The organism is Methylobacterium sp. AC433, assembly GCF_979253015.1.
The window spans coordinates 49,383-72,427 of record NZ_CEEDBN010000009.1 but is presented as its reverse complement, the minus strand read 5'-3'; the positions used below and the strand labels follow the sequence as shown (position 1 = coordinate 72,427).

General features: G+C 72.2%; 19 protein-coding genes. 11 read left to right on the top strand and 8 right to left on the bottom strand.

What is annotated here, in order from left to right; all coding sequences use genetic code 11:
* Positions 1–345: 345 nt before the first annotated feature.
* Positions 346–1,269: an EAL domain-containing protein gene (locus AC0IWM_RS14260; RefSeq protein ID WP_471755998.1), complete on the top strand. Its 924-nt coding sequence runs from the start codon at positions 346–348 to the stop codon at positions 1,267–1,269.
* A gap of 88 nt (positions 1,270–1,357) precedes the next feature.
* A complete protein-coding gene (locus AC0IWM_RS14255; protein ID WP_471755996.1) occupies positions 1,358–2,272 on the top strand; it encodes a TIGR01459 family HAD-type hydrolase in 915 nt (304 codons plus the stop codon).
* On the opposite strand, the gene AC0IWM_RS14250 is transcribed toward AC0IWM_RS14255, so the two are convergent.
* Together AC0IWM_RS14250 and AC0IWM_RS14245 are read right to left on the bottom strand one after the other, a co-directional pair.
* Entirely contained in the window at positions 2,273–2,806 is a 534-nt protein-coding gene (locus tag AC0IWM_RS14250; protein WP_056472575.1) for a protein phosphatase CheZ, read from the bottom strand.
* 50 nt (positions 2,807–2,856) lie between these two features.
* On the bottom strand, positions 2,857–3,240 hold the full coding sequence (locus AC0IWM_RS14245) for a response regulator (RefSeq protein WP_018046001.1): 384 nt from the start codon (positions 3,238–3,240) through the stop codon (positions 2,857–2,859).
* A 223-nt stretch (positions 3,241–3,463) separates the two neighbouring features.
* On the opposite strand from AC0IWM_RS14245, the gene AC0IWM_RS14240 reads away from it, so the two are divergent.
* A complete protein-coding gene (locus tag AC0IWM_RS14240) occupies positions 3,464–4,648 on the top strand; it encodes an aminotransferase class I/II-fold pyridoxal phosphate-dependent enzyme (RefSeq protein ID WP_471755994.1) in 1,185 nt (394 codons plus the stop codon).
* Between the two features lie 13 nt (positions 4,649–4,661).
* Here AC0IWM_RS14240 and AC0IWM_RS14235 read toward each other — a convergent pair whose 3' ends face one another.
* Together AC0IWM_RS14235 and AC0IWM_RS14230 are read right to left on the bottom strand one after the other, a co-directional pair.
* Positions 4,662–5,063 (bottom strand): hypothetical protein, encoded by a 402-nt coding sequence (locus AC0IWM_RS14235; RefSeq protein WP_471755992.1) that lies wholly within the window; start codon positions 5,061–5,063, stop codon positions 4,662–4,664.
* Between the two features lie 301 nt (positions 5,064–5,364).
* Positions 5,365–8,778, bottom strand: coding sequence for an acyl-[ACP]--phospholipid O-acyltransferase (locus AC0IWM_RS14230; RefSeq protein WP_471755990.1), 3,414 nt, complete (start codon positions 8,776–8,778; stop codon positions 5,365–5,367).
* A gap of 211 nt (positions 8,779–8,989) precedes the next feature.
* Here AC0IWM_RS14230 and AC0IWM_RS14225 point away from each other — a divergent pair, with 211 nt between their 5' ends.
* The gene (locus tag AC0IWM_RS14225; RefSeq protein ID WP_471755988.1) at positions 8,990–9,616 is read left to right on the top strand and encodes a TetR/AcrR family transcriptional regulator; all 627 of its coding nucleotides are present in this window, start codon (positions 8,990–8,992) and stop codon (positions 9,614–9,616) included.
* An 18-nt stretch (positions 9,617–9,634) separates the two neighbouring features.
* On the opposite strand, the gene AC0IWM_RS14220 is transcribed toward AC0IWM_RS14225, so the two are convergent.
* The gene (locus AC0IWM_RS14220; protein ID WP_471755986.1) at positions 9,635–9,991 is read right to left on the bottom strand and encodes a hypothetical protein; all 357 of its coding nucleotides are present in this window, start codon (positions 9,989–9,991) and stop codon (positions 9,635–9,637) included.
* Between the two features lie 369 nt (positions 9,992–10,360).
* On the opposite strand from AC0IWM_RS14220, the gene AC0IWM_RS14215 reads away from it, so the two are divergent.
* Positions 10,361–12,049: a HAMP domain-containing methyl-accepting chemotaxis protein gene (locus AC0IWM_RS14215; protein WP_471755984.1), complete on the top strand. Its 1,689-nt coding sequence runs from the start codon at positions 10,361–10,363 to the stop codon at positions 12,047–12,049.
* Between the two features lie 551 nt (positions 12,050–12,600).
* On the opposite strand, the gene AC0IWM_RS14210 is transcribed toward AC0IWM_RS14215, so the two are convergent.
* A complete protein-coding gene (locus AC0IWM_RS14210) occupies positions 12,601–13,620 on the bottom strand; it encodes a gamma carbonic anhydrase family protein (RefSeq protein ID WP_471755982.1) in 1,020 nt (339 codons plus the stop codon).
* Positions 13,621–13,770: 150 nt separating this feature from the next.
* Here AC0IWM_RS14210 and AC0IWM_RS14205 point away from each other — a divergent pair, with 150 nt between their 5' ends.
* Both AC0IWM_RS14205 and AC0IWM_RS14200 read left to right on the top strand, forming a co-directional pair.
* Entirely contained in the window at positions 13,771–14,247 is a 477-nt protein-coding gene (locus tag AC0IWM_RS14205; protein ID WP_471755980.1) for a molybdenum cofactor biosynthesis protein MoaE, read from the top strand.
* Positions 14,248–14,386: 139 nt separating this feature from the next.
* Positions 14,387–15,619 carry an AI-2E family transporter gene (locus AC0IWM_RS14200; RefSeq protein WP_471755978.1) on the top strand — a complete coding sequence of 411 codons (1,233 nt, stop codon included), beginning with the start codon at positions 14,387–14,389 and terminating at the stop codon, positions 15,617–15,619.
* A gap of 79 nt (positions 15,620–15,698) precedes the next feature.
* On the opposite strand, the gene AC0IWM_RS14195 is transcribed toward AC0IWM_RS14200, so the two are convergent.
* Both AC0IWM_RS14195 and AC0IWM_RS14190 read right to left on the bottom strand, forming a co-directional pair.
* Positions 15,699–16,592, bottom strand: coding sequence for a site-specific tyrosine recombinase XerD (locus AC0IWM_RS14195; RefSeq protein WP_471756160.1), 894 nt, complete (start codon positions 16,590–16,592; stop codon positions 15,699–15,701).
* Between the two features lie 53 nt (positions 16,593–16,645).
* Positions 16,646–16,798: a hypothetical protein gene (locus AC0IWM_RS14190; RefSeq protein WP_055946764.1), complete on the bottom strand. Its 153-nt coding sequence runs from the start codon at positions 16,796–16,798 to the stop codon at positions 16,646–16,648.
* Positions 16,799–17,025: 227 nt separating this feature from the next.
* On the opposite strand from AC0IWM_RS14190, the gene AC0IWM_RS14185 reads away from it, so the two are divergent.
* From AC0IWM_RS14185 to AC0IWM_RS14170, 4 genes are all read left to right on the top strand, one after another.
* Positions 17,026–17,682, top strand: a complete 657-nt coding sequence (locus tag AC0IWM_RS14185; protein WP_471755976.1) for a shikimate kinase — start codon at positions 17,026–17,028, stop codon at positions 17,680–17,682.
* Positions 17,679–18,797 carry a 3-dehydroquinate synthase gene (gene aroB / locus AC0IWM_RS14180; RefSeq protein ID WP_471755974.1) on the top strand — a complete coding sequence of 373 codons (1,119 nt, stop codon included), beginning with the start codon at positions 17,679–17,681 and terminating at the stop codon, positions 18,795–18,797. The genes AC0IWM_RS14185 and aroB overlap by 4 nt, the downstream gene beginning before the upstream one ends.
* Positions 18,794–21,664 (top strand): PAS domain S-box protein, encoded by a 2,871-nt coding sequence (locus tag AC0IWM_RS14175; RefSeq protein ID WP_471755972.1) that lies wholly within the window; start codon positions 18,794–18,796, stop codon positions 21,662–21,664. The genes aroB and AC0IWM_RS14175 overlap by 4 nt, the downstream gene beginning before the upstream one ends.
* A gap of 65 nt (positions 21,665–21,729) precedes the next feature.
* Positions 21,730–23,025, top strand: coding sequence for an HlyC/CorC family transporter (locus AC0IWM_RS14170; protein ID WP_471755970.1), 1,296 nt, complete (start codon positions 21,730–21,732; stop codon positions 23,023–23,025).
* Positions 23,026–23,045 lie beyond the last annotated feature (20 nt).

Sequence of the window (23,045 nt, the reverse complement as noted above, 5' to 3'; positions counted from 1 at the left end):
CGGCCCTCGTCGCCCATCGCCGGGCCGGCAGGCTCAATGCCCGCTGCGAGAAGCTGTCGGGCGAGGTCGACGTGCTCTCGCAGCGCCTGGTCCGGCTGGAGACGGTCACCCGCGCCCTGGCCGAGCAGCAGGTCCGCGCCGTCGATGCCGCAACCCCTGCTGGCGCGCCCGCGCCCGCGCCCGGTCCGGACAGCCGCGACCTCAGCGCCGGCATCGAGGAGGTCACGGCCGAGATCGGCCTCCTCAGCGGCATCGTGCGCGAGCTCGCGGCCGTGGTCGCGGCGCCGGGCGGAGCGGGTCGTCGCCCCCGATCCCGACCTGCGCGCGGAGCCACGCTTCGAGGCGGTGCCGCCCCGTCGCGCGGACTCAGCCCCGGCCGCCCCCTGGACGCCGCGGGCCCTGTCCCGGGCCGACGCCCCGGCCCGGGACCCCGAGCGCGATGCCGCCCTGATCGCCGCCTTCGACGCGGCCGGCCTCGAGGTCCACCTCCAGCCCATCGTGTCGCTGCCCCAGCGCAAGGTGGTGTCCTACGAGGCGATGGCGCGCCTGCGGCTGGCCGGTGAGACCCTGATGCCGGAGGCGTTCGTGCCGGCGCTGGAGCGCCACGGGCGGACCACCGATCTCGACCGCCGCATGATCCAGCGCGTCGCCACCATCGCGCAGCACCTCGCCGGACGGGGCAGCCAGGCGGCGGTGGCCTACGGCCTGTCGCCGCGCTCCCTGTTCGAGCCGGGCTTCCTGCGCTCCCTGGGGCGCCTCGTCGAGGGCGCGCCGGACCTGTCGGGCCGGGTCATGCTGGCCCTGCCTCAGGTGAGCTGGCGCAGCCTCGACGCCGAGCAGGCCGGCGCCCTGGCCGACCTGCGCGGCCGCATCGGCTTCATCCTGGACCGGCCCCTCGACCTGCGCCTCGATCCCCTGGCCCTGGCCGACCGCGGGGTCGCGCAGGTGAAGGTCCCGGCGGACCTGCTCCTGCGCCCGGATTCGCGCCAGGCGATGCCCGACATCGCCCTCGAGGACCTCGTGGCCGCCCTGGCGCGCGCCGGCATCCGCCTCGTCGCCGAACGGGTGGAACGCGAGACCGACGTGCCCGACCTCATCGAGCTCGACGTGCCCCTGGCCCAGGGCAGCGTGTTCGCGCCGGCCCGGGTGGTGCGGGCCGAGGTGCTCAACGCGGCCCCGCCGGCGCCCGAGCCGGGGCCGCCGAACGAGGATCCGGAGCCGCCGCCCCAGCGCAGACCCTTCCGCGACTTCCTGCGACGGGCCGGCTGAAACCCGTGCGGCGTTGATTTTCCCGGACGTCCCGCCTAACCGGACCGCGCTCCCCGCCACGTCCGCCGTCCAGGTTGAGGCCCGCCGCATGCCCGATACGCCCGCACGCCCCGCTGCGCCCCGGCCCGTCCCGACCCTCGACGGCTTCGCCGCGATCGCGACGGATTACGACCTGATTCTGTGCGACGTCTGGGGCGTGCTGCACGACGGCACCCACGCGCATCGGGGCGCCGGCGACGCGCTGATCCGCTTCCGCGCCCTGCCGGAGGCCGGGCGGCCGCGCCGGGTGGTCCTCGTCTCGAACGCGCCGCGTCCCTGGGCCGGCGTGCAGGCGATCCTCGACGGGTTCGGCGTGCCCCGCGGCGCCTACGACGCGATCCTGACCTCGGGCGACCTGACGCGCAGCCTGATCGCGGCTCGCCCCGGGGAGCGCGTCCACCACCTCGGGCCGGAGCGCGACGCCACGATCTTCGACGGCCTCGACGTGACCCTGGTCGAGGTGGCGCAGGCCGAGCGCGTCGTCTGCACCGGCCTGTTCGACGATACCTGCGAGACCGCCGAGGATTACCGTGGGACGCTGGAGGGGATGCGGGCCCGGGACGTGCCGATGATCTGCGCCAATCCCGACCTCGTGGTGGAGCGCCGGGGCGAGCTCATCCCCTGTGCGGGACTGATCGCGGAAGCCTACGCGGCGATGGGCGGTGCGGTGACCTATGCGGGCAAGCCCCATCGCCCCGTCTACGAGGCGGCGCTGGCGCTGGCGGGCGGCCTCGACGACCGGGCGCCGCCGGAGCCGGCCCGGGTCCTCGCCGTCGGCGATGCCCTGCGCACCGACATCGCGGGCGCGTCCGCGTTCGGAATTCCCAGCCTGCTGGTGGCGCGCGGCATCCACGCCGAGGAACTCGGCGTCTCCGCGGCGCACGCGACCCTCGGCGACATCGCCGGCTGGCTCGACCGCCAGGCGGTCCGGCCGGATGCTGTGATCGAGCGCCTGATCTGGTGATCAGGCGAACAGGGCGTCGATCTCGTCCTGGGCGACGGCCGGGCCGTGGAGCTGCGGCCCGTTGAGGATGAGGAGTTCGTTGCGGACCCGGCGCTCGACCTCTTCCGGGTCGATGCCGCCCTCGTCCTTGGCCTTGACGGCGCTGGCGAAGCGCGAGAGCCGGCTCTCGAGATGGCGCAGGGCCTCCACCACCTTGGCGATGCGCTGCCCGGTGATGTCCTGGAAGGTGCAGGCCTCGAAGATGTCGTTCATCCGCGCCTCGACGGTGGCGCGGTAGTTCCGGTCGTCGGGCAGGCCGAGGATCTCCTCGGCCGTGTTCATGATGGCGTTCGTGGCACCCGCCGTGGCGGCCACCACGCTGCCGAGCTCCTCGTGCGCCATCGGCAGGCGGTCCCGGGTGAGCTCGTTGGCCCGCAGCGCGGCAATCTCGTTGCGCAGGTGGGCGATGTAGTCCGCGATCTCGACAAGCTCGCGGATCAAGGACGGCTTATCCGGCGCGGGTCTCACTGTCCGCGCCTGCTTGGCGAGTGCCATGGGCTCCCGGCTCCCCGAATGCGGTGTTCCTGGTCTGCGGTCCCGAGCGATCAGGCGCCGCAGACGGCTTCGATCTTGCTCTTGAGCGTCGCGGCGTTGAACGGCTTGACGATGTAGTTGTTCACGCCCGCCTTCTTGGCGGCGATGACGTTCTCGGTCTTCGATTCGGCGGTGACCATGATGAACGGGGTGGTGCGCAGGGCCTCGTCGGCGCGGACGTGGCGCAGCAGCTCGTAACCCGTCATCGGCTCCATGTTCCAGTCGGAGATCACGAGGCCGTACTTGCGGTTCTTGAGCCGGGCGAGGGCAGCGGTGCCGTCGGAGGCGTCGTCGACCTCCTCGAAGCCGAGCTGCTTGAGCAGGTTGCGGATGATACGGACCATCGTCTGATAATCGTCGACGACGAGGATCGGCATGCCGAGATCGAGGGCCATGGGTCGGTGTGCTCCGTCGGGGGAGGGCCCGTGCCGGGGCACGGCCCTCCAGTAATGGGCCGGAGCGCCAAGGTTTGGGCGCCCCTTGGCGATGAAACTACGCAGCATCGCATTGCGAAGCGGTTAACTGCCCGGCGGTCCGGGCCTCCGCGTGACCCGGCGTGGCAGAGATGCACCGCGTCCGCCTTGACAAGCCCGTCGCCCTCGCACCCATGCGGACGGCATGTCCCTCGCTCCGCGCCTGCCCGACACCGCCGATTCCGCGTCGTCCAGCCTCGACGCCTTCGCCCGGGAGACCTTGGCCGACCTCGACGCACGCGCCCTGCGCCGCCGTCTCGTCGACACCGCCCGCGGTCCCGGGCCGGTCGCGCACCGCGCCGGCCGGAGCCTGGTCTCGTTCTCCTGCAACGACTATCTCGGCCTCTCCGACGACCCCCGGGTAATCGCCGCCGGCCAGGAGGCGCTGGCGCGCTACGGGGCAGGAGCCGGAGCCTCCCGCCTCGTCACCGGCAACCATCCCGTCCTGTCCGCCCTGGAGGCCCGGCTCGCGGCCCACAAGGGCAAGGATGCGGCCCTCGTCTTCGGCAGCGGGTACATGGCCAATCTCGGCATCGTGCCGGCCCTGGCCGGCGCCAAGGATCTCGTCCTCGTCGATGCGCTCGGCCATTCCTGCCTGTTCGCGGGCGCGCAGGTCTCGGGGGCGACGATGCTGCGCTTCCGCCACAACGACGTCGGCCACCTGCAGGAGATCCTCGCCGCGCGCCGGGGCCGGCACGGGCGGGCGTTGATCCTGACCGAGCGGGTCTTCAGCATGGACGGGGACCGCGCGCCCCTTGAGGCCATCCTGGAGGTCGCCGCCGCCCACGATGCCTGGACCCTGGTGGACGATGCCCACGGCCTCGGCGTGGTGGAGGCGGATGTCCGGGCGCCCCTCGAAATGGGCACCCTGTCGAAGTCGCTGGGCTCCTACGGCGGCTATCTCTGCGCCTCGCGCGCCGTCGTCGACCTGATGACGAGCCGGGCCCGCAGCTTCGTCTACACCACGGGCCTCCCACCCGCCTCGGCGGCGGCGGCCCTGCGCGCCCTCGAGATCGTCGAGGCGGAGCCCGAGCGGGCGGCCCGGCCCCTGGCCCTGGCCCGCCGCTTCACCGCGCGGCTCGGCCTGCCCGAGGCGGCGAGCCCCATCGTGCCCGTCCTGGTCGGGGCAGCGGAGGCGGCCCTGGCGCTCTCGGCCGCCCTGGAGGCGCGCGGCTACCTCGTCGTGGCCATCCGCCCGCCGACGGTGCCGCCCGGCACGGCCCGGCTGCGGGTGGCGTTCTCGGCGGCGCACGAGGCGGCTCAGGTCGACGGCCTCGCCGATGTCCTCTGCGCGCTCGGCATCGGCCCCCAGGGCTCCCCCGAGCCCTGAGCCGGATGCGGGTTCAGGAGTTGGAGCGGGCTTCGCCGGCCCCGTGATGCCTGTCCCGGAGCTGGTTCGAGCGCTCCCGCGCCCGCCGGCGCTGGGCCGAGAACCCGATCCAGCGCGTGACCAGCGGGCCGCGGCGGCGCACGACCGGCCCCGTGGGCTTGCTCTCGCCGGGCTCCGCCGCCTCGTCCTCGGGGCGGGCCTCGTCGGCGGGCTCATCGTGGCCGAAGGCTTCGGGATGGGTCTTTTCCGTCACAACCGTGAGTCTCCCCCGGGAAGTCTGGGTGTTGCCGTTGGCGGGCAGGACGATGCGCGAGAGCACGACGGGGCGGCCGTCCGCCGCGGCGTCCGGACGATCGGACGCTGCGTCGCCGGGCGGGACGCGGGGGGATCGAAGCTTGCGAATGTCAGCGGTCATCTCGCCTGTTGCCATCTGCGCGAGATCCAGCGCGGCGCGCTGCGCGCACCCGTGATCCCGTCCCGCTGCGCGGCCCGGCGTTCGGGTCCTGCAGCGTATGCAACAACATAGTCAATCCCGCCGCCGGGTTGAGCCGATTGCTTGGTCTGGGAGTCCATATCTGTTGTCTCGGCGTCCCAAACCGAGATCCGAGCGGCGACGTCCGGGGCTCGACGGCCCGCCGCCGGTCGCGAGAGACCTCGGGCCGGACGCAGATCCGGACAGCCGGACCCAGCGCCCGGCCCCGTGCCGGAATCCCGGCTCAGGCCGCCGCGGGCGCTTCGCCGGCGGCGCGCTCGCGCGCGAGCTTGACCACGCTGACCTGATCGACCTTGCCGGTCCCGAGCATGGGCACGCGCTCCAGCACCACCACCTCGGCGGGAATCGCGATCTCGGGCGCGCCCTTGCCCTTGGCGAAGCTCTGGTAGGCGGCCCGGGTCGCGTCCTTGGCCTCCGTGAACAGAACCAGCCGCTCGCCCTTGCGGGCATCCGGCACGGCGGCGACGGCGCTCGGCGTGTCCGGCCACAGCTCGGCCGCGATCGCCTCGACGCTCGCGAGCGACACCATCTCGCCCGCGATCTTGGCGAAGCGCTTGGCCCGGCCCTTGATGGTGACGAAGCCCTGGGCGTCGACGGCGACGATGTCGCCCGTATCGTGCCAGCCCTCGGGGGGCGCCTCGATGCTGCCGGGGCGCTCGGGCCGCAGGTAGCCCAGCATGATGTTGGGTCCGCGCAGGACCAGGCGCCCGCCCTCCTCGATGCCGGGCACCGGCTCCAGGCGCCACTCCTGGCCCGGCAGGAGTCGACCGACCGTGCCGAAGCGGTTGAACATCGGCGTGTTGAGGGCGACCACCGGTCCGCATTCCGTGACGCCGTAGCCCTCGAGGATGCGCAGGCCGAACTTCTCGCCCCAGGTCTTGCGGGTGGAATCCTTCACCGCTTCGGCGCCGGCCACGACGTAGCGCAGGGAGCGCAGGTCGTAGGAATGGGCGGTCTTGGCATAGCCCGACAGGAAGGTGTCGGTGCCGAACAGGACGGTGGCGTTGGAGCCGTAGATGAGCTCCGGCACGATCCGGTAATGGAGCGGCGAGGGATAGAGGTAGACCGGAACCCCGGAGACCAGGGGCAGCACCAGGCCCGCCGTCAGGCCGAAGGCGTGGAATACCGGCAGCACGTTGAACACCTTGTCGGTCGGCCCGAAATCGATCCGGGCGGCCACCTGCGCGGTGTTGGCGAGCATGTTGCGGTTGGCCAGAACCACGCCCTTGGGCGCCCCCTCCGAGCCGGAGGTGAACAGGATCGCGGCCGGGTCGTCCCCGCGCCGGGCCACCAGGGGCGCGCGCTTGGCGAGGAAGCCCCGGAACTTGTCGCCCGTGGTGATCCCGGCGCGGATGTCCTCGAGATAGACCAGGGTGACGGCGCCCTTGATGGCCTCGACGAGGGCGCCGAGCCGGCCCTTCTCGATGAAGGCGCGGGAGGTCAGGACGGTGTCGACCTCGGCCGTTCTGCAGGCCGACAGGATGTTGGCGGCTCCCGCCGAGAAGTTGATCATCGCCGGCACCCGTCCGGCCGAGGCCAGGGCGAACAGGGTCACGGCCGCGCCGTTGGCGTTCGGCAGCATCACGCCGAGCGGCTTGCCCGGGGCGCCGAGCCCCTGCAGCTTGCGACCCAGGATGTTGGCGCCCATCACCAGACGGGAGAAGCTCAAGGAACCGGTGGGATCCTCGACGGCCGTGCGGCGCCAGCCGTGGCGGTCGCCCGCATCGATCAGGGCCTGCATCAGGCCGCGGTCGATATCCGTGGTGCGGAAGACGAGATCGGACATGATTCCGTAGAGCGCGGCGCCCGCCGCCTGCCGACGGGCCTTGCCCCGGAGGGCCGGGTCCACGGTAAGGGCCACCGGCGAAAGGATCGTGACGGTGACCTTCGGCCACCAGCGGCGCTTCATCTGGTTCTTCGACAGGCGCGAGAAGACCGTCTTCTCCAGGCCTTCGATCTTCACCGGCACCACCATGGCGCCCGACTTGTCGGCGATGAGGCCGGCCCCGTCATACACCTTCATCAGGCTGCCGGTGACGGTGAGCCGCCCCTCGGGGAAGATGATCAGCGTCTCGCCGTTCTTGACCGCGTTGATCAGGGTGCGGGTGGCCAGCGGCCGGGTCGGGTCCAGCGGCATCGCCTTCGTCACCGCCAGGAACGGCTTCACCCACCAGCGCTGCGCGATGCCGTGGTCCACGGCGAAGACGGGCTCCTGGTCGAGGAGCGAGAGGGCCAGCGGCGCGTCGAGGAAGGAGACGTGATTGAGCGCGATGATGGCGTTCGGGCCGGCCTTCTCGACGTTCTCCAGGCCGCGCACCTCCAGGCGGTAGAAGGCCCGGAACAGGATCGAGAGGAAGTCGCGGAACGGGCTCGTCGGCAGGACAGCGAGGATGACCACGCCCGCCACGAGGTTGAGCACGCCGAGCAGGGCCAGGAGCCCGGCCATCGACCAGCCGGCACCCTGCAGGGCGGCGAGGCCCAGCGCCCCCGTCACCATGAAGGCGGCGGTGAGCACGTTGACGGCACCGATGACGCGGGCGCGCTTGTCCTTGTCGGTCCAGGCCTGCACGGCCGCGAAGGAGGGCACGATGTAGAGGCCGCCCGCCACCGCGAGGCCGAACAGGTCGATCGTGACGCGCAGGCCCGTGCCGGTGGTGAGGAAGTCCAGGGCTCCCGCGGGATCGCCCGAGACGGGGGGCAGATGCGCCACCGTCCAGGCGAGATCGAGGCCGAACGCGCCCATGAGCAGGGCGCCGACGGGGGTGGGCAGCAGCACGATGCGGCCGCTGGCGAGCCAGGAGGCCAGGCCCGAGCCCACCGCGATGCCGATGGAGAACACGGCGAGCAGGGTCGTCACCACGGTCTCGGAGCCGTTGAGGCTCTGGCGCACGAGGACGGGCAGCAGCGACAGGATGACGGCGCCGACCAGCCAGAACCAGCTCACGATGAGCGAGCCGCGCCAGAGCCGGGTGTCGCCCCAGAGGTCGCGCAGGAGGGCACCGGTGGAGCGGGCGACGTTGGGATCGACCCGCAGGGTCGGGGCGGCCTCGCCGGTGGACGGGATCGCCCGGGCCGAGAGCCAGCACAGGACGGCGAACACCATGATCATCGAACTGAAGGCCAGCGCGCCGCCGCCCATGGCGGTGGCGAGGCCCGCCACGATGGTGCCGAGGAGGATGGCGAGGAAGGTCGCGGCCTCGACCAGCGCGTTGCCGGCGGTGAGCTCGTCCCGGCGCAGGTGGTCGGGCAGGATGCCGTACTTGATCGGCCCGAACAGGGCCGCGATCGTGCCGAACAGACCCAGCGCCACGAACAGCACCGGGACGGAGTGCATCCAGAAACCCAGCGCGGCGGCGGCGGCGGCGAAGATCTCGGCGAATTTCAGCCGCTTGGCGATGACCGCCTTGTCGTAGCGGTCCGCCATCTGGCCGCCGAGGCCCGAGAGGATGAAGAACGGACCGATGAAGACTGCGCCCGCCAGGGTCACCAGCATCGGCGAGCCGCCGCCCTCGCCGCTCACCTTGAACAGGATCAGGAACACCAGGGCGTTCTTGAGGAAGTTGTCGTTGAAGGCCGAGAAGAACTGGCACCAGAACAGGGGTGCGAACCGGCGCGTCGTCATCAAGGTACGAAACATGAAAGTCTCCTCGGACGACGCATGACTGCCCGCACGCGGCGGTAGCGTCAAATGGTGAACCGTGCGTCCTTTGAACGTCGTTCAAAACATATCGCCGCCGCAGATCGGGTTCAATGGCGAGATTGCACGGCGTGCAATCCTGGCGGCGGGCCCGTGCGCCGGCGCACCGGCACGATCGGTCGGACCCAGAGGCAGCGGAGCGGGAGTGGCGATGGCGCGGGTGGAGAAGCGCGGGACGGGTCCGCGCGGCGAGCATAATCGCGACGAGTTCCTGGCCCTCGTCACGAAGGCGGCGGAGGGCCTGGTCCGCCGCGAGGGTCTGCGGGGCCTCGGAATGCGGCGACTCGCCAGCACCATCGGCTACGCACCGAATTCGATCTATAACGCGGTCGGCGACCTCGACGCGGTGACGATGCGGGTCAATGCCCGCACCCTGGCGCGCCTGCAGGCGACCCTCGAGGCGGCGGTGGCCTCCGATGCCGCGCCCCAGGACAAGGCCCTGGCCCTCGCAGACGCCTACCTCGCCTTCGTCGCCGCGGACCCGCAGGTCTGGAGCCTCGTCTACGAGCACCAGATCGCCCCGGACAGCGCCTTCCCGGACTGGTACGCCGACGCCCTGGGCCAGACCACCGATCTCGTCGCCCGCGTGCTCGCGCCGATGATCCCCGACCCGGACGAGCGCCGCCAGGCGGTGGCCACCCTCTGGGCCGCCCTTCACGGGCTGGCCTCCCTCTCGACCTCGCGCAAGCTCGCGGTGCTGACCCCGGAATCGCCCCGCGACCTCGCGCGCCTCCTGATCCGCCGGTTTCTCGGAGCGCCGAGCCGGCCGGACGCGTGAGCGCTGCCGGCCGGAGACTCAGCGCGAGGTTCCGCTGTGGCGGGTGCGCAAGCCCTTGAACAGGGCGGGGTGCGGGTCGTTGAGGCCACGCGGAGCCGGTGGCTCCGGGCTGCCGGGGTTCGGCCTCGACGGGGCCTCGCGCGCGCCACGCTCCGCCCCCTTGCGCCGGCCGCTCCGGTGCGTGGCCGCCGTCTCGGTCTCATCCCCGGCGGGCCGGGGTGAGGGGAGGAGCGACAGGACCCCGAAGGCCGCGAGGCAGGCGAGGCCGATGCCGACGGAGTGCCAGCTCGGTTCCGGCGCGAACATCATCGCGCCGAGCCCGCCTAGGGCGAAGGCGGCGGCGAGGGTGCGCGGAGAGAAGGGATCGATGGGCATCGGGGCCATCCTGCCGCGAGGCGATCACGACCCCGTGAAGCAAACGATTCAATTTGTAGAAGTATCGCGATGCGGAGGACGGCCCAGTGGGTTCGATGTCGTGCCGATCGGCGGATCCCGAGGAGGCCGAAGGCGCTTTCAGAGGGGAACGCCCCCAGAAGAGGGTCCGATCTTGGATCGAGAATCGCAGGATGAATTCAGGACATCGCGATGCCGTCCGACCGAAGCGGCGCCTGCGCGGACCGGATACCTGCAACCAGAGGTGAATGGGCCGCATTTGCATGCAATATTTTAAGGATTCTCGGCGAAACCTCGCGTCTTGCCCCGCATCTGAGTCGAGCCAGGGCGGCTTCCCGAACGAGGTCCGTCGTGTCCTTCAAGAATTTGTCCATTCGCGCCCGGCTGATCGCGGCCTTCTCGTTGCTGACGCTCTTCGCGGTGGGACTGGGCCTCCTCGGGCTCCTCGGCACGCAGCGCATGCGCGAGCAGAGCGTCGAGATCGAGACGAACTGGCTGCCGAGCATCCGGGTCCTGGGCGAGATCGACACCGTCACGGCTCGCATCAGCGCCGTCGTCCTGCGGCACACCCAGGCCACCGATCCGAAGCTCGCGGCATCGATCGAGGCGGACCTCGTGCGCTTCGACAAGATGCTGGGCGACCGCCGGGCGGTCTACGAGCCGATGATCGCCACACCGACGGAACGCGCCCTCTACGACAGCTACATGCGCGAGGCGGCCAACTTCCTGCCGGTGCGCCAGGCCATCATGGACCTCTCGCGCGCCGGGCAGAAGACCCAGGCCTTCGAGCTCTACGAGAGCAAGGGCCTGCCGGTGCGCCGCGCCGCGTCGAGCGCCCTCGAGAAGCTCACGGCCCTCAACAACGACGGCGCCACCCAGGCCCAGGCCCACAGCAAGGCCATCTTCGAGCAGACCCAGACCCTGGGTCTCGTCGCGATGCTGCTGGCGCTGGCCCTGTCGGCCGCGTCCGCCTTCCTCATCATCCGCGGCGTCACGCGCGGCATCGGCGCTGTCGTCCGACCCATGCAGGCACTGGCGGGCGGCGATCTCTCCGCGACCATCCCGCATCAGGGCGCCCGGACCGAGATCGGCACCATCGCGGACGCCGTTCAGGTGTTCAAGGACGGCCTGATCCGGATGCGGGCTCTGGAGGAGGAGACGGTCCAGGCGCGGGCCGGAGCGGAGGCGCAGCGCAAGGCGGCGATGCGGGCGATGGCCGAGAGCTTCGAGGGGGCGGTGGGCGGCATCATCAGCATGGTGACGAGCTCGGCCACCGAGCTGCAGGCCACGGCCCAGAGCATGGCCGGCACCGCGACCCAGACGGCCAACCAGTCCACCAGCGTGGCCGCGGCCGCCGACGAGGCGGCCTCGAACGTCAACACGGTGGCGGCCGCGGCCGAGGAGCTCGGCTCCTCGGTGCAGGAGATCGGCCGCCAGGTCAGCAACTCGGCCGCCATGGCCCAGACCGCCGTGGCCGAGGCCGCCCAGACCGCGACCTTCGTGCAGACCCTCAACACGGCGGTGGCGCGCATCGGCGACGTGGTGACGATGATCACCTCGATCGCCGGCCAGACCAACCTGCTGGCCCTGAACGCCACCATCGAGGCGGCGCGGGCCGGCGAGGCGGGGCGGGGCTTCGCGGTGGTGGCGGCGGAAGTGAAGGAACTCGCCAACCAGACGGCGCGGGCCACCGAGGAGATCGGCGGGCAGATCGCCCAGATCCAGGGCTCGACGGGCCAGGCGGTGGAGGCGATCGGCGGGATCGCGGCGCGCATCCGCGAGATCAGCGGCGTGGCCACCTCGATCTCGGCAGCGGTGGAGGAGCAGGGGGCGGCGACCCAGGAGATCGTGCGCAACGTGGCCCAGGCGGCGCAGGGCACGGGGGCGGTGACGACCAACATCGCGGGCGTGGCCGGGGCGGCCGAGGAGACGGGCGCGGCCGCCGCCCAGGTGCTGGGTGCCGCCTCCGAATTGTCACGCCAGTCCGAGCATCTCAGCGCCGAGGTCCAGCGCTTCCTCGCCACCGTGCGCGCCGCCTGAGGGCCTCGCCCGAGGCCGCACGACCCTCGGCACGGGAAGGGCCCGGAGTAAGCCGGGCCCTTCGGCGTTTCGGGCTCAGCGGCCGCCGGCGCCGGACTTCATGCCGGAGGCGCCCGACGCTGCGGGGGGACCCGCTCCCATTCGTCTCCATGCCGGAGCGATGGGTCGAGCCCGTGGTCGCGCCCTTGTCCTGGCCCGGCGCGTAGCCCGAGGCACCGGGAGAGCCGTACTGCGATCCGTTCTGCTGCATCTCCTGGCCGGGCGCGTTGTTGGCGGAGCCCGGACCGCTGCTGGCGGCGAGGGCGGCCGTGCTGAAGGCGAGCGTGCTGGCGAGGGCGAGCGCGACGGCTTTCATGAAGAACGCCTTGCTCCACGGCGTTTGGGGGCGGACAACGTCCGCCTGCCGAGAAGCGTTCCGGAAACGATCGGCCCGCCTGCACGACGATTTCTGCTGCGTTGCCGGGATGACATCGGTTGGTGATCCTGGAGAAATGGCGCGATCAGCGCGGCAAGACGCCTGACGGTCGAGCACCCTCTCGCAGGTCGCAGAACTATGGCAGCGCCGCCTCCGCCTGCCGGTAGGCCACCCCATGGGCCACGTAGCCCTCGACCACCCGGGCCATCATCGCGCGCTTCTCGGCATCGAGCGGCCCGAGGATGCGGGCCGGACGCCCGCCCCAGAGATGTCCGCCCTCCAGGAGCTGGCCCGGATCGGTGGTGGCGCCGGCGGCCAGCAGCACGTCGTCGGCGATCACGGTGCCGGGGGCGACGACGCAGCCGATGCCGATGAGGCTGCGGGCGCCGATGCGGCAGTCGGCGAGGCGGACATTGTGCCCGACCGTGGTGTCGCGCCCGAGCACGACGCCCTCGCCGCGGGCGCGGATGACGCTGTTGTCCTGGATGTTGGTGTTGGCCCCGACCACGATGGGGCCGACCTCGGCGTGCAGGTCGCAGGAGAACAGCACGGTGGAGCCGGCCCCGAGGGCGATGCGGCCGCGCAGGCGCGCGGTGCGGGCGACGTAGACGCTGGGCTCCGGCTCCGGCTCGTCGGCGGCCGGCGGCGTCGGCAGGTCGCCGGAAGCCTCGCGCAGGCGCTCCGCCTGCTCGGCGATCTCCGGCAGGCTGATCGCCCGCACCGCCTTGGCCGGGCTGCCCGCATAGGCGAATCCGGCGGCCAGATGCGCCCGGGGGAAGACGGTGGCGCCCGCCTCGATCAGCACGCCGCTCTCGACGCGCGCGCCGTCGAGCACGATCACATCGTCCTCGATCACCACGTCCGAGCCGATGGCACAGGCATGCACCACGGCGTTGCGGCCCACCGTCACCCGGTCGCCCACCAGGGTCGGATAGGTGTTGGTGGCGATGTGGACGGTGGAGCGGTGGCCGAGCCAGAAGCGCTCGCCGATGACGATCCGGTCGCCGTCGGCGCGAATCACGCTGTGGTCGCCGAGCCAGGCCTGCGCGCCGATGGCCGCGTCGCCGATCACCGTGCTCGCGCGCCCGCACCAGACCGGACGGGCCGAGAAGACCGGCAGGGTGCCGTCATGGGGCAGGATCAGCTCTGGGGTCACGGCGGAAGATGTCCTTCGCATCCCGGTGGCGTCGCCGGGCGTTCGGGGGCATAGAGCGCCCGTGCCCGTGAGGGCAGGTTCGCCGGGCCTCGTCAAGGGTGTGCCGCCCGGAAGGCGGCTCCGGGCCGGGCACCGTTCCGAGGGGAGACCATGCCCGAGATCAGCATCCAGAGCGCGCCCTTCGACGCGAGCGCCGAGATCGCGCGCCTCACCGACGAGCTCGGGGGCCGGGCGGGGGCGATCGTCACCTTCACGGGCCTGTGCCGCGACGAGGGCGGCCGCCTCACGGGGCTCGAGCTCGAGCATTATCCCGGCATGGCCGAGGCGGAGATCGGCCGGGTGGTCGAGACCGCCCGCGGGCGCTGGCCGCTCCAGGGGGTGCGCGTGATCCACCGCCACGGCCTCGTGGCGCCGGGGGAGGGCATCGTCCTCGTGGTCACCGCGTCGAGCCACCGGATCGCGGCCTTCGAGGCGGCGAGCTTCCTGATGGATTACCTCAAGACGCGGGCGCCGTTCTGGAAGCGCGAGCACCTCGCCGACGGCACCACGGGCGGCTGGGTCGAGGCTGCGGAGGCCGATGACCGGGCCGCCGCCCGCTGGGACACGGCGTCCGGCACGCCGCGCTAGCCGCGCCCGGTGACGGAACCCGGGCTGGGCTGGCGACATCCTCCCGCAGGAGGGGCCGGGCGCAGCGCGGCCGGACCCGTCCGGAGATCCGTCCGAAGTCCGCGTGCCCGACCCGGCATGCCAGGAGCCCCACCCGTTCATGGCCATTCCCTTCCTCAGCGAGGAGCCCGCCGGCCCGCGCCCGCGCAGCTGGTCGCTCGCCGCCTCCGGCATCGCCGTCGTGGCCTTCATCGCCGTCCTGGCGCTCGCCTGGATGGCGGCCTCGACGCTGCTCCTCGTCTTCGCCGGCATCCTGCTCGGCGTCTTCCTCGACGGCTTGACGCGTCTCCTCGGCCGAGTGCTGCCGGGAAGCCGGGGCCTGCGGCTCAGCCTCGTCAGCCTCGTGCTCGCCGGTCTGACCCTCGCGCTCATCGCCTTCGGCGGCGCCACCATCGTGCAGCAGGGGCGGGACCTCGGCCAGACCGTGGCGGCCCAGGCCGGCACCGTGCGCGACCGGCTGAAGGATTACGGCATCGACCTGCCCGAGATCGCGCCCGGCAAGGGGGCCGAAAGCAAGGGGGGCGATGGAAGGGGTGCCGACCGCAAGGGCGCCGACGGCAGGGACAGCGCCTCCGGGGACGGGCAGGAATCGGCGTCCAGGGACGACGATTCCGCGTCCTCGGGCCAGAAGCCCGGAGGCCTCGCCGGCCTCGCCTCGGGGGCGATGAAGAGCCCCGGCTCGCTGCTGTCGGATGCCGGCAGCGTGCTCGGGCCGGCGGCCACCGTGGTGATCGGCCTGTTCAGCGCGCTGGGCAACGCCCTCGTGATCGTCTTCCTCGGCCTCTCGGTGGCGGCCGATCCGGGCGCCTACCGCGACGGCCTCGTGCGCTTCGTGCCGCCCGCGCACCGGGACCGCGCCACCGCCCTCCTCGACGGCATGGGCGAGACGCTGCGCCACTGGCTGTTCGGCCAGCTCATCACCATGGCGGTGATCTTCGTCTGCACCTGGGCGGGCCTTGCCTTCCTCGGCATCGGCGGTGCCCTCATCCTCGGTCTCCAGGCCGGGCTCCTCGCCTTCATCCCCACCATCGGGCCGCTGATCGCCGGCGTCGTGATTCTCCTGGCCTCCCTGGCCTCGGGCACCACGGCACTCCTCGGCGCCCTCGGCGTCTACCTCGCGGTGCAGACCCTGGAGAGCTACGGGCTCACCCCCTTCATCCAGAAGCAGGCCCTCGACATCCCGCCGGCGACGATCTTCGCCGGGCAGCTCGTGCTCGGCGTCATCTTCGGCCTCTGGGGCATCGCCCTGGCCCTGCCGCTGATGGCGGTGGCGAAGGTGTTGCTGGCGCAGCTCTACATCGAGGACACCCTGCACGAGGAGGCTGAGGGCTGAGGCGGCCGCGCGGCCCCGGTGCCGGCCACCGGCCTGCAATGGAGCGCCCGGCGGATTCCCGGCGCGCCGTCGTCGGGGCTCACTCGTCCATCAGCGGGTGCAGGTCGCGGACCATGCTCTTCAGCCGTTCGTCGAGGACGTGGGTGTAGATCTGCGTGGTCGAGATGTCGGCGTGGCCGAGGAGTTCCTGCACGATGCGCAGGTCCGCGCCGTTCTGCAGGAGGTGGCTCGCGAAGGCGTGGCGCAGCACGTGCGGGCTGACCCGGTCGGCCCGGAGGCCGGCCGCCGCCGCCACCGTCTTCAGGTCGCGGGCGAAGGACTGCCGGGTCAGGTGCCCGCTCGCGCTGTCGGCGGGAAACAGCCAGGGGCCGTCGGCGCGCAGGCCGGCGAGGTGGTCGCGCATGGCGCTCCGGGCGATCTCCGTGAGGGGCACCAGACGCTCGCGCCCGCCCTTGCCCTTGACCACGAGGTAGCGCTCCTTCGTGGAGGCCGCCGCCCGGGGCAGGGCGATGAGCTCCGACACGCGCAGGCCCGTGGCGTAGAGGAGCTCGATCAGGCAGAGCATGCGTGTGCCCCGCGCGTCGTCCGCCGCGCTTCCCGTCGCGGCCTGGCGCGCCACGGCCAGCAGGCGGTCGACCTCCGCCACCGAGAGCACCTTGGGCAGGGCCCGGACCCGTCGCGGCCCGCCGATCGGTGCGCTCGGATCGTCCTCGGCCAGGCCCTCGGCGTAGAGGAAGCGGTGGAAGCCCCGGATGCAGGACAGCCGTCGCGCCGCCGAGGCGGCCGAGAGGCCGCGCGTCTCGAGGTCGGCGAGGTAGGCCCGCAAGGGGGCTGCCTCCATCGCGACGGGATCGTGCCCGCCCCGTGCGAGGGCGGCGAGGTAGTCGGCGAGGTCGCGCCGATAGGCCGCCAGGGTGTTGGCGGCCGCGCCCCGCTCGGCGGCGAGCATGTCGAGGTAGTCGCGGATCAGGATCTCGCCGGCGGGAAGCTCGCCGGGCGCGGTCGGAGCAGGGGGCGGCGCCCGCGTCACCGGTTCGGCGGCTGGAGCTTCGAGGCGGGGATGGTCACGCTCATCTCCCGCGGGGTCGGCACCACGAAGGTCGCCAGCGCGAACATCCCCGCGAAGGCGAGCCCGGCCAGGATGGCGAGGGTGGCGAGGAAACGGAACAGGGTCGGCACTCGGACGAACCTCGATCGTGCGGCGCCGGCAAGGGGGCGCGCCTCGGGGGCCAGATGGCTTCAGGAGCCGGATGTGGCTGGCGACAAGCTCGGGGGGTTGCATCACGCGCGGGCGCCGATGGCAATGACTTCGTGGCCACAGGCGGCGCGGCATTCCGGTGCGCGCGCCGTGGCGGGTGCTTCGCCCCCACCGGAAAACGCGCTAAGACCCGCCCAACGATGTGTAGATGTCCGTGATGACCGAAGTCCCTCCTCAGGGCGGCGTCCCGCCCCCGGGTGAACCGCCGGACACCGCCTCCGGCGGCGAGCCGATCGAGCTGCGCCTGCGCCGGGCCCTCGGGCACCGGTCGATCGTGCTCGTCGGCCTGATGGGCGCCGGCAAGAGCACTGTCGGCCGTCGGCTGGCCGCCCGCCTCGGCCTGATGTTCAAGGATGCCGACAACGAGATCGAGACGGCGGCCAAGCTCACCATCCCGGACATCTTCGCGATCTACGGCGAACCCAGCTTTCGCGATGGCGAGGAGCGCGTCATCGCCCGCCTGATGCGCGAGGGTCCCCTGGTGCTGGCCACCGGCGGCGGCGCCTACATGCGCGAGACCACCCGCGCCCGCATCGCCGAGGGCGGCGTCTCGATCTGGTTGAAGGCCGAACTCGACGTGCTGATGCGCCGGGTGCGCAAGCGCGGCGGGCGCCCGCTCCTCCAGACCGAGGACCCGGAGGAGACCCTGCGCCAGCTCATGGCCCAGCGCCATCCGGTCTACGCCGCCGCCGACGTGGAGGTGATCTCCCGCGACGTCGCCCACGACCGGGTCGTGCAGGACGTCATGGAAGCCCTGGACGCCCATCTGAACCGACCCACACAGACCGGGATCGCAGCCCAGTGACCGACCGCCTCACCGTGGCCGTGCCCCTCGATCAGGGCCGCGCCTACGACATCCTGATCGGGCGCGGCCTCCTCGACGAGGCCGGCCGGCACGTGGCCGCCCTCGGGGCGAAGGCGGCGGTGATCGTCTCCGACACCAACGTGGCCGCCCTCTACGGCGCGCGCCTGCAGGACGGCCTCGCGGCGGCGGGCCTGCGCTCGAGCCTCGTCACCGTGGCCCCGGGCGAGGCCTCGAAGTCCTACGCCACCTATGCGGCGGTCTGCGACGGGCTCCTCGCCCACAAGGTCGAACGCAACGACCTCGTGGTGGCGCTCGGCGGCGGCGTCGTCGGCGACCTCGCGGGCTTCGCGGCCGCCACCCTGCGCCGCGGCGTGCGCTTCGTGCAGGCGCCGACCAGTCTCCTCGCCCAGGTCGATTCCTCGGTCGGCGGCAAGACCGGGATCAACTCGCCCCACGGCAAGAACCTCATCGGCGCCTTCCATCAGCCCCGCCTCGTGCTCGCCGATACGGCCACCCTCGACACCCTGTCGGAGCGGGAGATGCGGGCGGGCTACGCCGAGGTGGCCAAGTACGGCCTCATCAACGACGCCCGCTTCTTCGACTGGTGCGAGGCGCACTGGGCCGGCATCTTCGCGGGCGGGCCGGAGCGCGACGAGGCGGTGGCGATCTGCTGCCGGTCCAAGGCCGGCGTTGTGGTGCGCGACGAGCGCGAGGACGGCGAGCGCGCCCTGCTCAACCTCGGGCACACCTTCGCGCATGCCCTGGAGCGCCTGACCGGCTACGATTCCGCACGCCTCGTCCACGGCGAGGCGGTGGCGATCGGATTGGCCCTCGCCTTCCGCTTCTCCGCCCGCCTCGGCCTGTGCCCGGGTCAGGATGCCGGCCGCGTCGCCAACCACCTCGCCCTGGCCGGCCTGCCGACCCGGCTCCAGACGGTGCCCGGCGGCTGCGGCGACGCCGATGCGCTGGTGGCGGCGATGGCCCAGGACAAGAAGGTTCGCGACGGCGCGCTGACCTTCATCCTGGCGCGCGGCATCGGCCAGAGCTTCATCGCGCCCGGCATCGACGGTGCCGAGGTCCGCGCCTTCCTGGCCGCCGAATTGAGCGCCGCTTGAGCGCTCCCGAAACCGAGGGCCTGCATCGCCGCATCGCCGCGCTGGAGGCCGAGGTCGCCCGCCTGCGCAGCGCGCCGGCCGAGCAGCGCGAGGCGGAACTGCACCTCATCACCGACGCGCTGCCGGTGCTCGTGGCTTACCTCGACCGCGACTACACCTACCGGTTCAACAATCGCTACTACGAGACCTGGTTCGGGCACGGTGTGGAGACCCTGGTCGGCCGCCACGCGCGCGAGGTGCTCGGCGACGAGGTCTTCGCCCAGCGCCGCCCCGACATGGACCGGGCGCTGGCCGGCGAGAGCGTCGCGCGCGACGGCGTCCTGCCCGACCGCCACGGCCGGCTGCGGGCCTGCGCCATCCAGTACATCCCGCGCCGGACCGAGACCGGCGGGGTGGAGGGGTTCTTCGTCCTCGCCATCGACATCGAGGAGCGCCGCGCCGCCGAGGCCCGGCGCATCGCGGTGGCCGAGCTCGGCGATCGCCTGCGCGACCTCGACGACACCGCCGCGATCGCCTACGTGGCCGCCGAGATCCTCGGCACCACCCTCGGTGTCAGCCGGGCCGGTTACGGCACCATCGATCCGGTGGCCGAAACGATCCTGATCGAGCGCGACTGGAACGCTCCCGGCATCCGGAGTCTCGCCGGGACCCTGCATTTCCGTGACTACGGCTCGTATATCGAGGATCTGAAGCGCGGCGAGACCGTGATCTGCAGCGATGCCGACACCGATCCGCGCACCGCCTCCGGCGCCGAGGCCCTGAAGGCGATCAGCGCGCAGTCCTTCGTCAACATGCCGCTCACCGAGCACGGCGGCTTCGTCGCGCTCCTGTACCTCAACCACGCCACCGCCCGGTCCTGGTCGCCCGAAGAACTCGCCTTCATGCGCAACGTCGCCGAGCGCGTGCGTGCGGCGACGGAGCGCAGCCGCGCGACCTCCGCGCGACGGGCCAGCGACGCGCAGTTCCACGCCTTCGCGCAGGCCGTGCCGATCCACGTCTGGGCCGCCTCCGGCACCGGTGCCCTCGACTGGTTCAACGCCGCCTGCGCCACCTATTGCGGCTCCGCCCTCGAGGCCGTTCGCGGCGCGGCCTGGGCTCCGGTGGTCCACCCCGCCGACCGCGCGGCGATGGAGAGCTGGGAGGCCTGCCGTGCCGACGGCCGGCCCTACGCGGGCGAGTTCCGCATCCGCCGTGCGGACGGCGCCCATCGCTGGTTCCTGGTCCGGGCCGAGCCGATCCGGGCGGCGGACGGCACCATCCTGCGCTGGGTCGGCACCAACACCGACATCGACGACCAGAAGTCCGCCAGCGCCGAGCTGGCGCGCCTCAACACCAGCCTGGAGCGCCAGGTCGAGAGCCGCACCCGCGAGCGCGACCGCATCTGGGAGACCACCACCGACCTGATGGGCACCGCCGGGCTCGACGGCTACCTGAAGACCATCAATCCGGCCTGGGGCCGCACCCTCGGCTGGGATGACGACGCGCTGCTCGGCCGGCCCTTCGCCGCGCTGATCGATCCCGCCGACCACGCCGAGACGGCCGAGGTGGTCCGTCGCCTCGCGCGGGGCGAGACCGTGACCGGCTTCGTCGACCGCGTCCTCACCAAGGCGGGCGACCGGCGCACGGTGATGTGGACGGCGGCCCCGGACGGCGAGATCTTCACCATCATCGGGCGGGACGTCACCGACCAGCGCCGGACCGAGGAGGCCCTGCGCCAGGCCCAGAAGATGGAGGCGGTGGGTCAGCTCACCGGCGGCCTCGCCCACGACTTCAACAACCTGCTCACGGGCATCTCCGGCAGCCTCGAACTGCTCCAGGCCCGGATGGCGCAGGGGCGGGTCACCGACCTCGACCGCTACATCAACGCGGCGCAGGGCGCGGCCAAGCGGGCCGCGGCCCTGACGCACCGCCTCCTCGCCTTCTCGCGCCGCCAGACCCTCGACCCCAGGCCCACCAGCGTGAACGGCCTCGTCGCCGGCATGGAGGAACTGGTGCGCCGGACCGTCGGCCCCGCGGTGACCATCGAGGTGGTGGGCGCGGCCGGGCTCTGGACCGCCCTGGTCGATCCGAACCAGCTCGAGAACGCTCTCCTCAACCTCTGCATCAACGCCCGCGACGCCATGCCGGAGGGCGGGCGCATCACCATCGAGACGGCGAACAAGTGGCTCGATGCCCGTGCCGCCCGCGAGCGCGACCTGGAGCCCGGCCAGTTCCTCTCCCTCTGCGTGACCGATACCGGCACCGGCATGACGCCGGAGGTGATCGCCCGCGCCTTCGACCCGTTCTTCACCACGAAGCCGCTCGGTGAGGGCACGGGCCTCGGCCTGTCGATGATCTACGGCTTCGCCCGCCAGTCGGGCGGGCAGGTGCGGATCTATTCGGAGGTCGGCCAGGGCACCACGGTCTGCCTCTACCTGCCCCGCCACTACGGGGAGGCCGAGGCCCGCGACGCCGAGGCCGACCTCGCTCACGCACCCCGGGCCGAGCAGGGCCAGACCGTGCTCATCGTGGACGACGAGCCCACGGTGCGGATGCTCGTCACCGAGGTGCTGGAGGATCTCGGCTACACCGCCATCGAGGCGGCGGACGGGGCGGCCGGCCTCAAGGTGCTCGAATCGGACGTGCGGCTCGACCTCCTCGTCACCGATGTCGGGCTGCCCGGCGGCATGAATGGCCGCCAGATGGCCGATGCCGGCCGGGTCGTGCGCCCCGGCCTGAAGGTGCTGTTCATCACCGGCTACGCCGAGAACGCCGTGCTCGGCAACGGCTACCTCGAGCCCGGCATGCAGGTCCTGACGAAGCCCTTCGTGATGGAGGCCCTGGCCGGGCGGATCAAGGAACTCATCGCCGGGACCGGAGGGCCGTGAACCGTCCGGCCCGCGCCGTGGTAATCAACGGCTCGTCCTGACGACATCCTCCGGCATCGGCGCGCATGGAACCCCATACCGATCTCTGGCTGGCCGCGAGCATCGTGGCGATCTCGCTCCTGCTCTCGGCCTTCTTCGCCGGGGCGGAGACCGCCTTCACGGCGGCGTCCCGGGCCCGCATGCTGGCCCTGGAGAATGCCGGCGACGTGCGCGCGCGCCTCGTCAACGCCATCCTGGCGAGCCGCGAGCGCTTCATCGGCGCCATGCTGATCGGCTACAACATCGTGGCGATCGGCGCCTCGGCCTTCACCACCAGCGTGCTCACGACCCTCTTCGGCAAGAGCGGCGTCCTCTATGCCACCGGGGTGATGTCGGTCCTCGTCATCATCTTCGCCGAGGTTCTGCCCAAGACCCTCGCGATCAACAAGCCGGACAAGGCTGCGCTCGTCATGGCCCGGCCGGTGGCCTTCGCGGTGGCCCTGCTCGGGCCGGCGGCGCTCGCCATCGAGGCCCTGGTGCGCGCCATGCTCCGGCCCTTCGGCGTCCGGATCGAGGAGCGCCAGACCATCCTCTCGGCCACCGACGAGATTCGCGGCCAGGTCGCCCTGCTGCATCGCGAGGGCGGAGTCGCCAAGGCCGAGCGCGACATGCTCGGCGGCCTCCTCGACCTGTCCGACCTCACCGTCTCCGAGGTGATGGTCCACCGCACCAAGATGCGCACCATCGATGCCGACCTGCCCTCGGAGGAGATCGTGCGCGCGGTGCTGGCCTCGCCCTACACGCGCATGCCCCTTTGGCGCGGCACCACGGAGAACATCGTCGGCGTGCTGCATGCCAAGGACCTCCTGCGCGCGCTCGATGCCGCGGGCGGCGACGCCTCCGGCCTCAAGGTCGAGGCCCTGGCGCTGGAGACCTGGTTCGTGCCGGACACCACCTCCCTGCGCGACCAGCTCAAGGCCTTTCTCACCAAGAAGACCCACTTCGCCCTGGTGGTCGACGAGTACGGCGAGGTGATGGGCCTCGTGACCCTGGAGGACATCCTCGAGGAGATCGTCGGCGACATCGCCGACGAGCACGACGTCACCGTCTCCGGCGTGCGGCCCCAGGGCGACGGCTCGGTTCAGGCCGATGGCGGCGTGCCGATCCGCGACCTCAACCGGGCGATGGACTGGGACCTGCCCGACGACGAGGCCACCACCATCGCGGGTCTCGTCATCCACGAGGCCCGGGCAATTCCCGATACCGGGACCGCCTTCAACTTCCACGGCTTCCGCTTTCAGGTCCTGCGCAAGGCCCGCAACCGGATCACCGCCCTGCGGATCACGCCCCTCGGCCCCGGTCCCCGAAAGGCGGAGCCCTGAACACCCCCGTTCCGCGGACG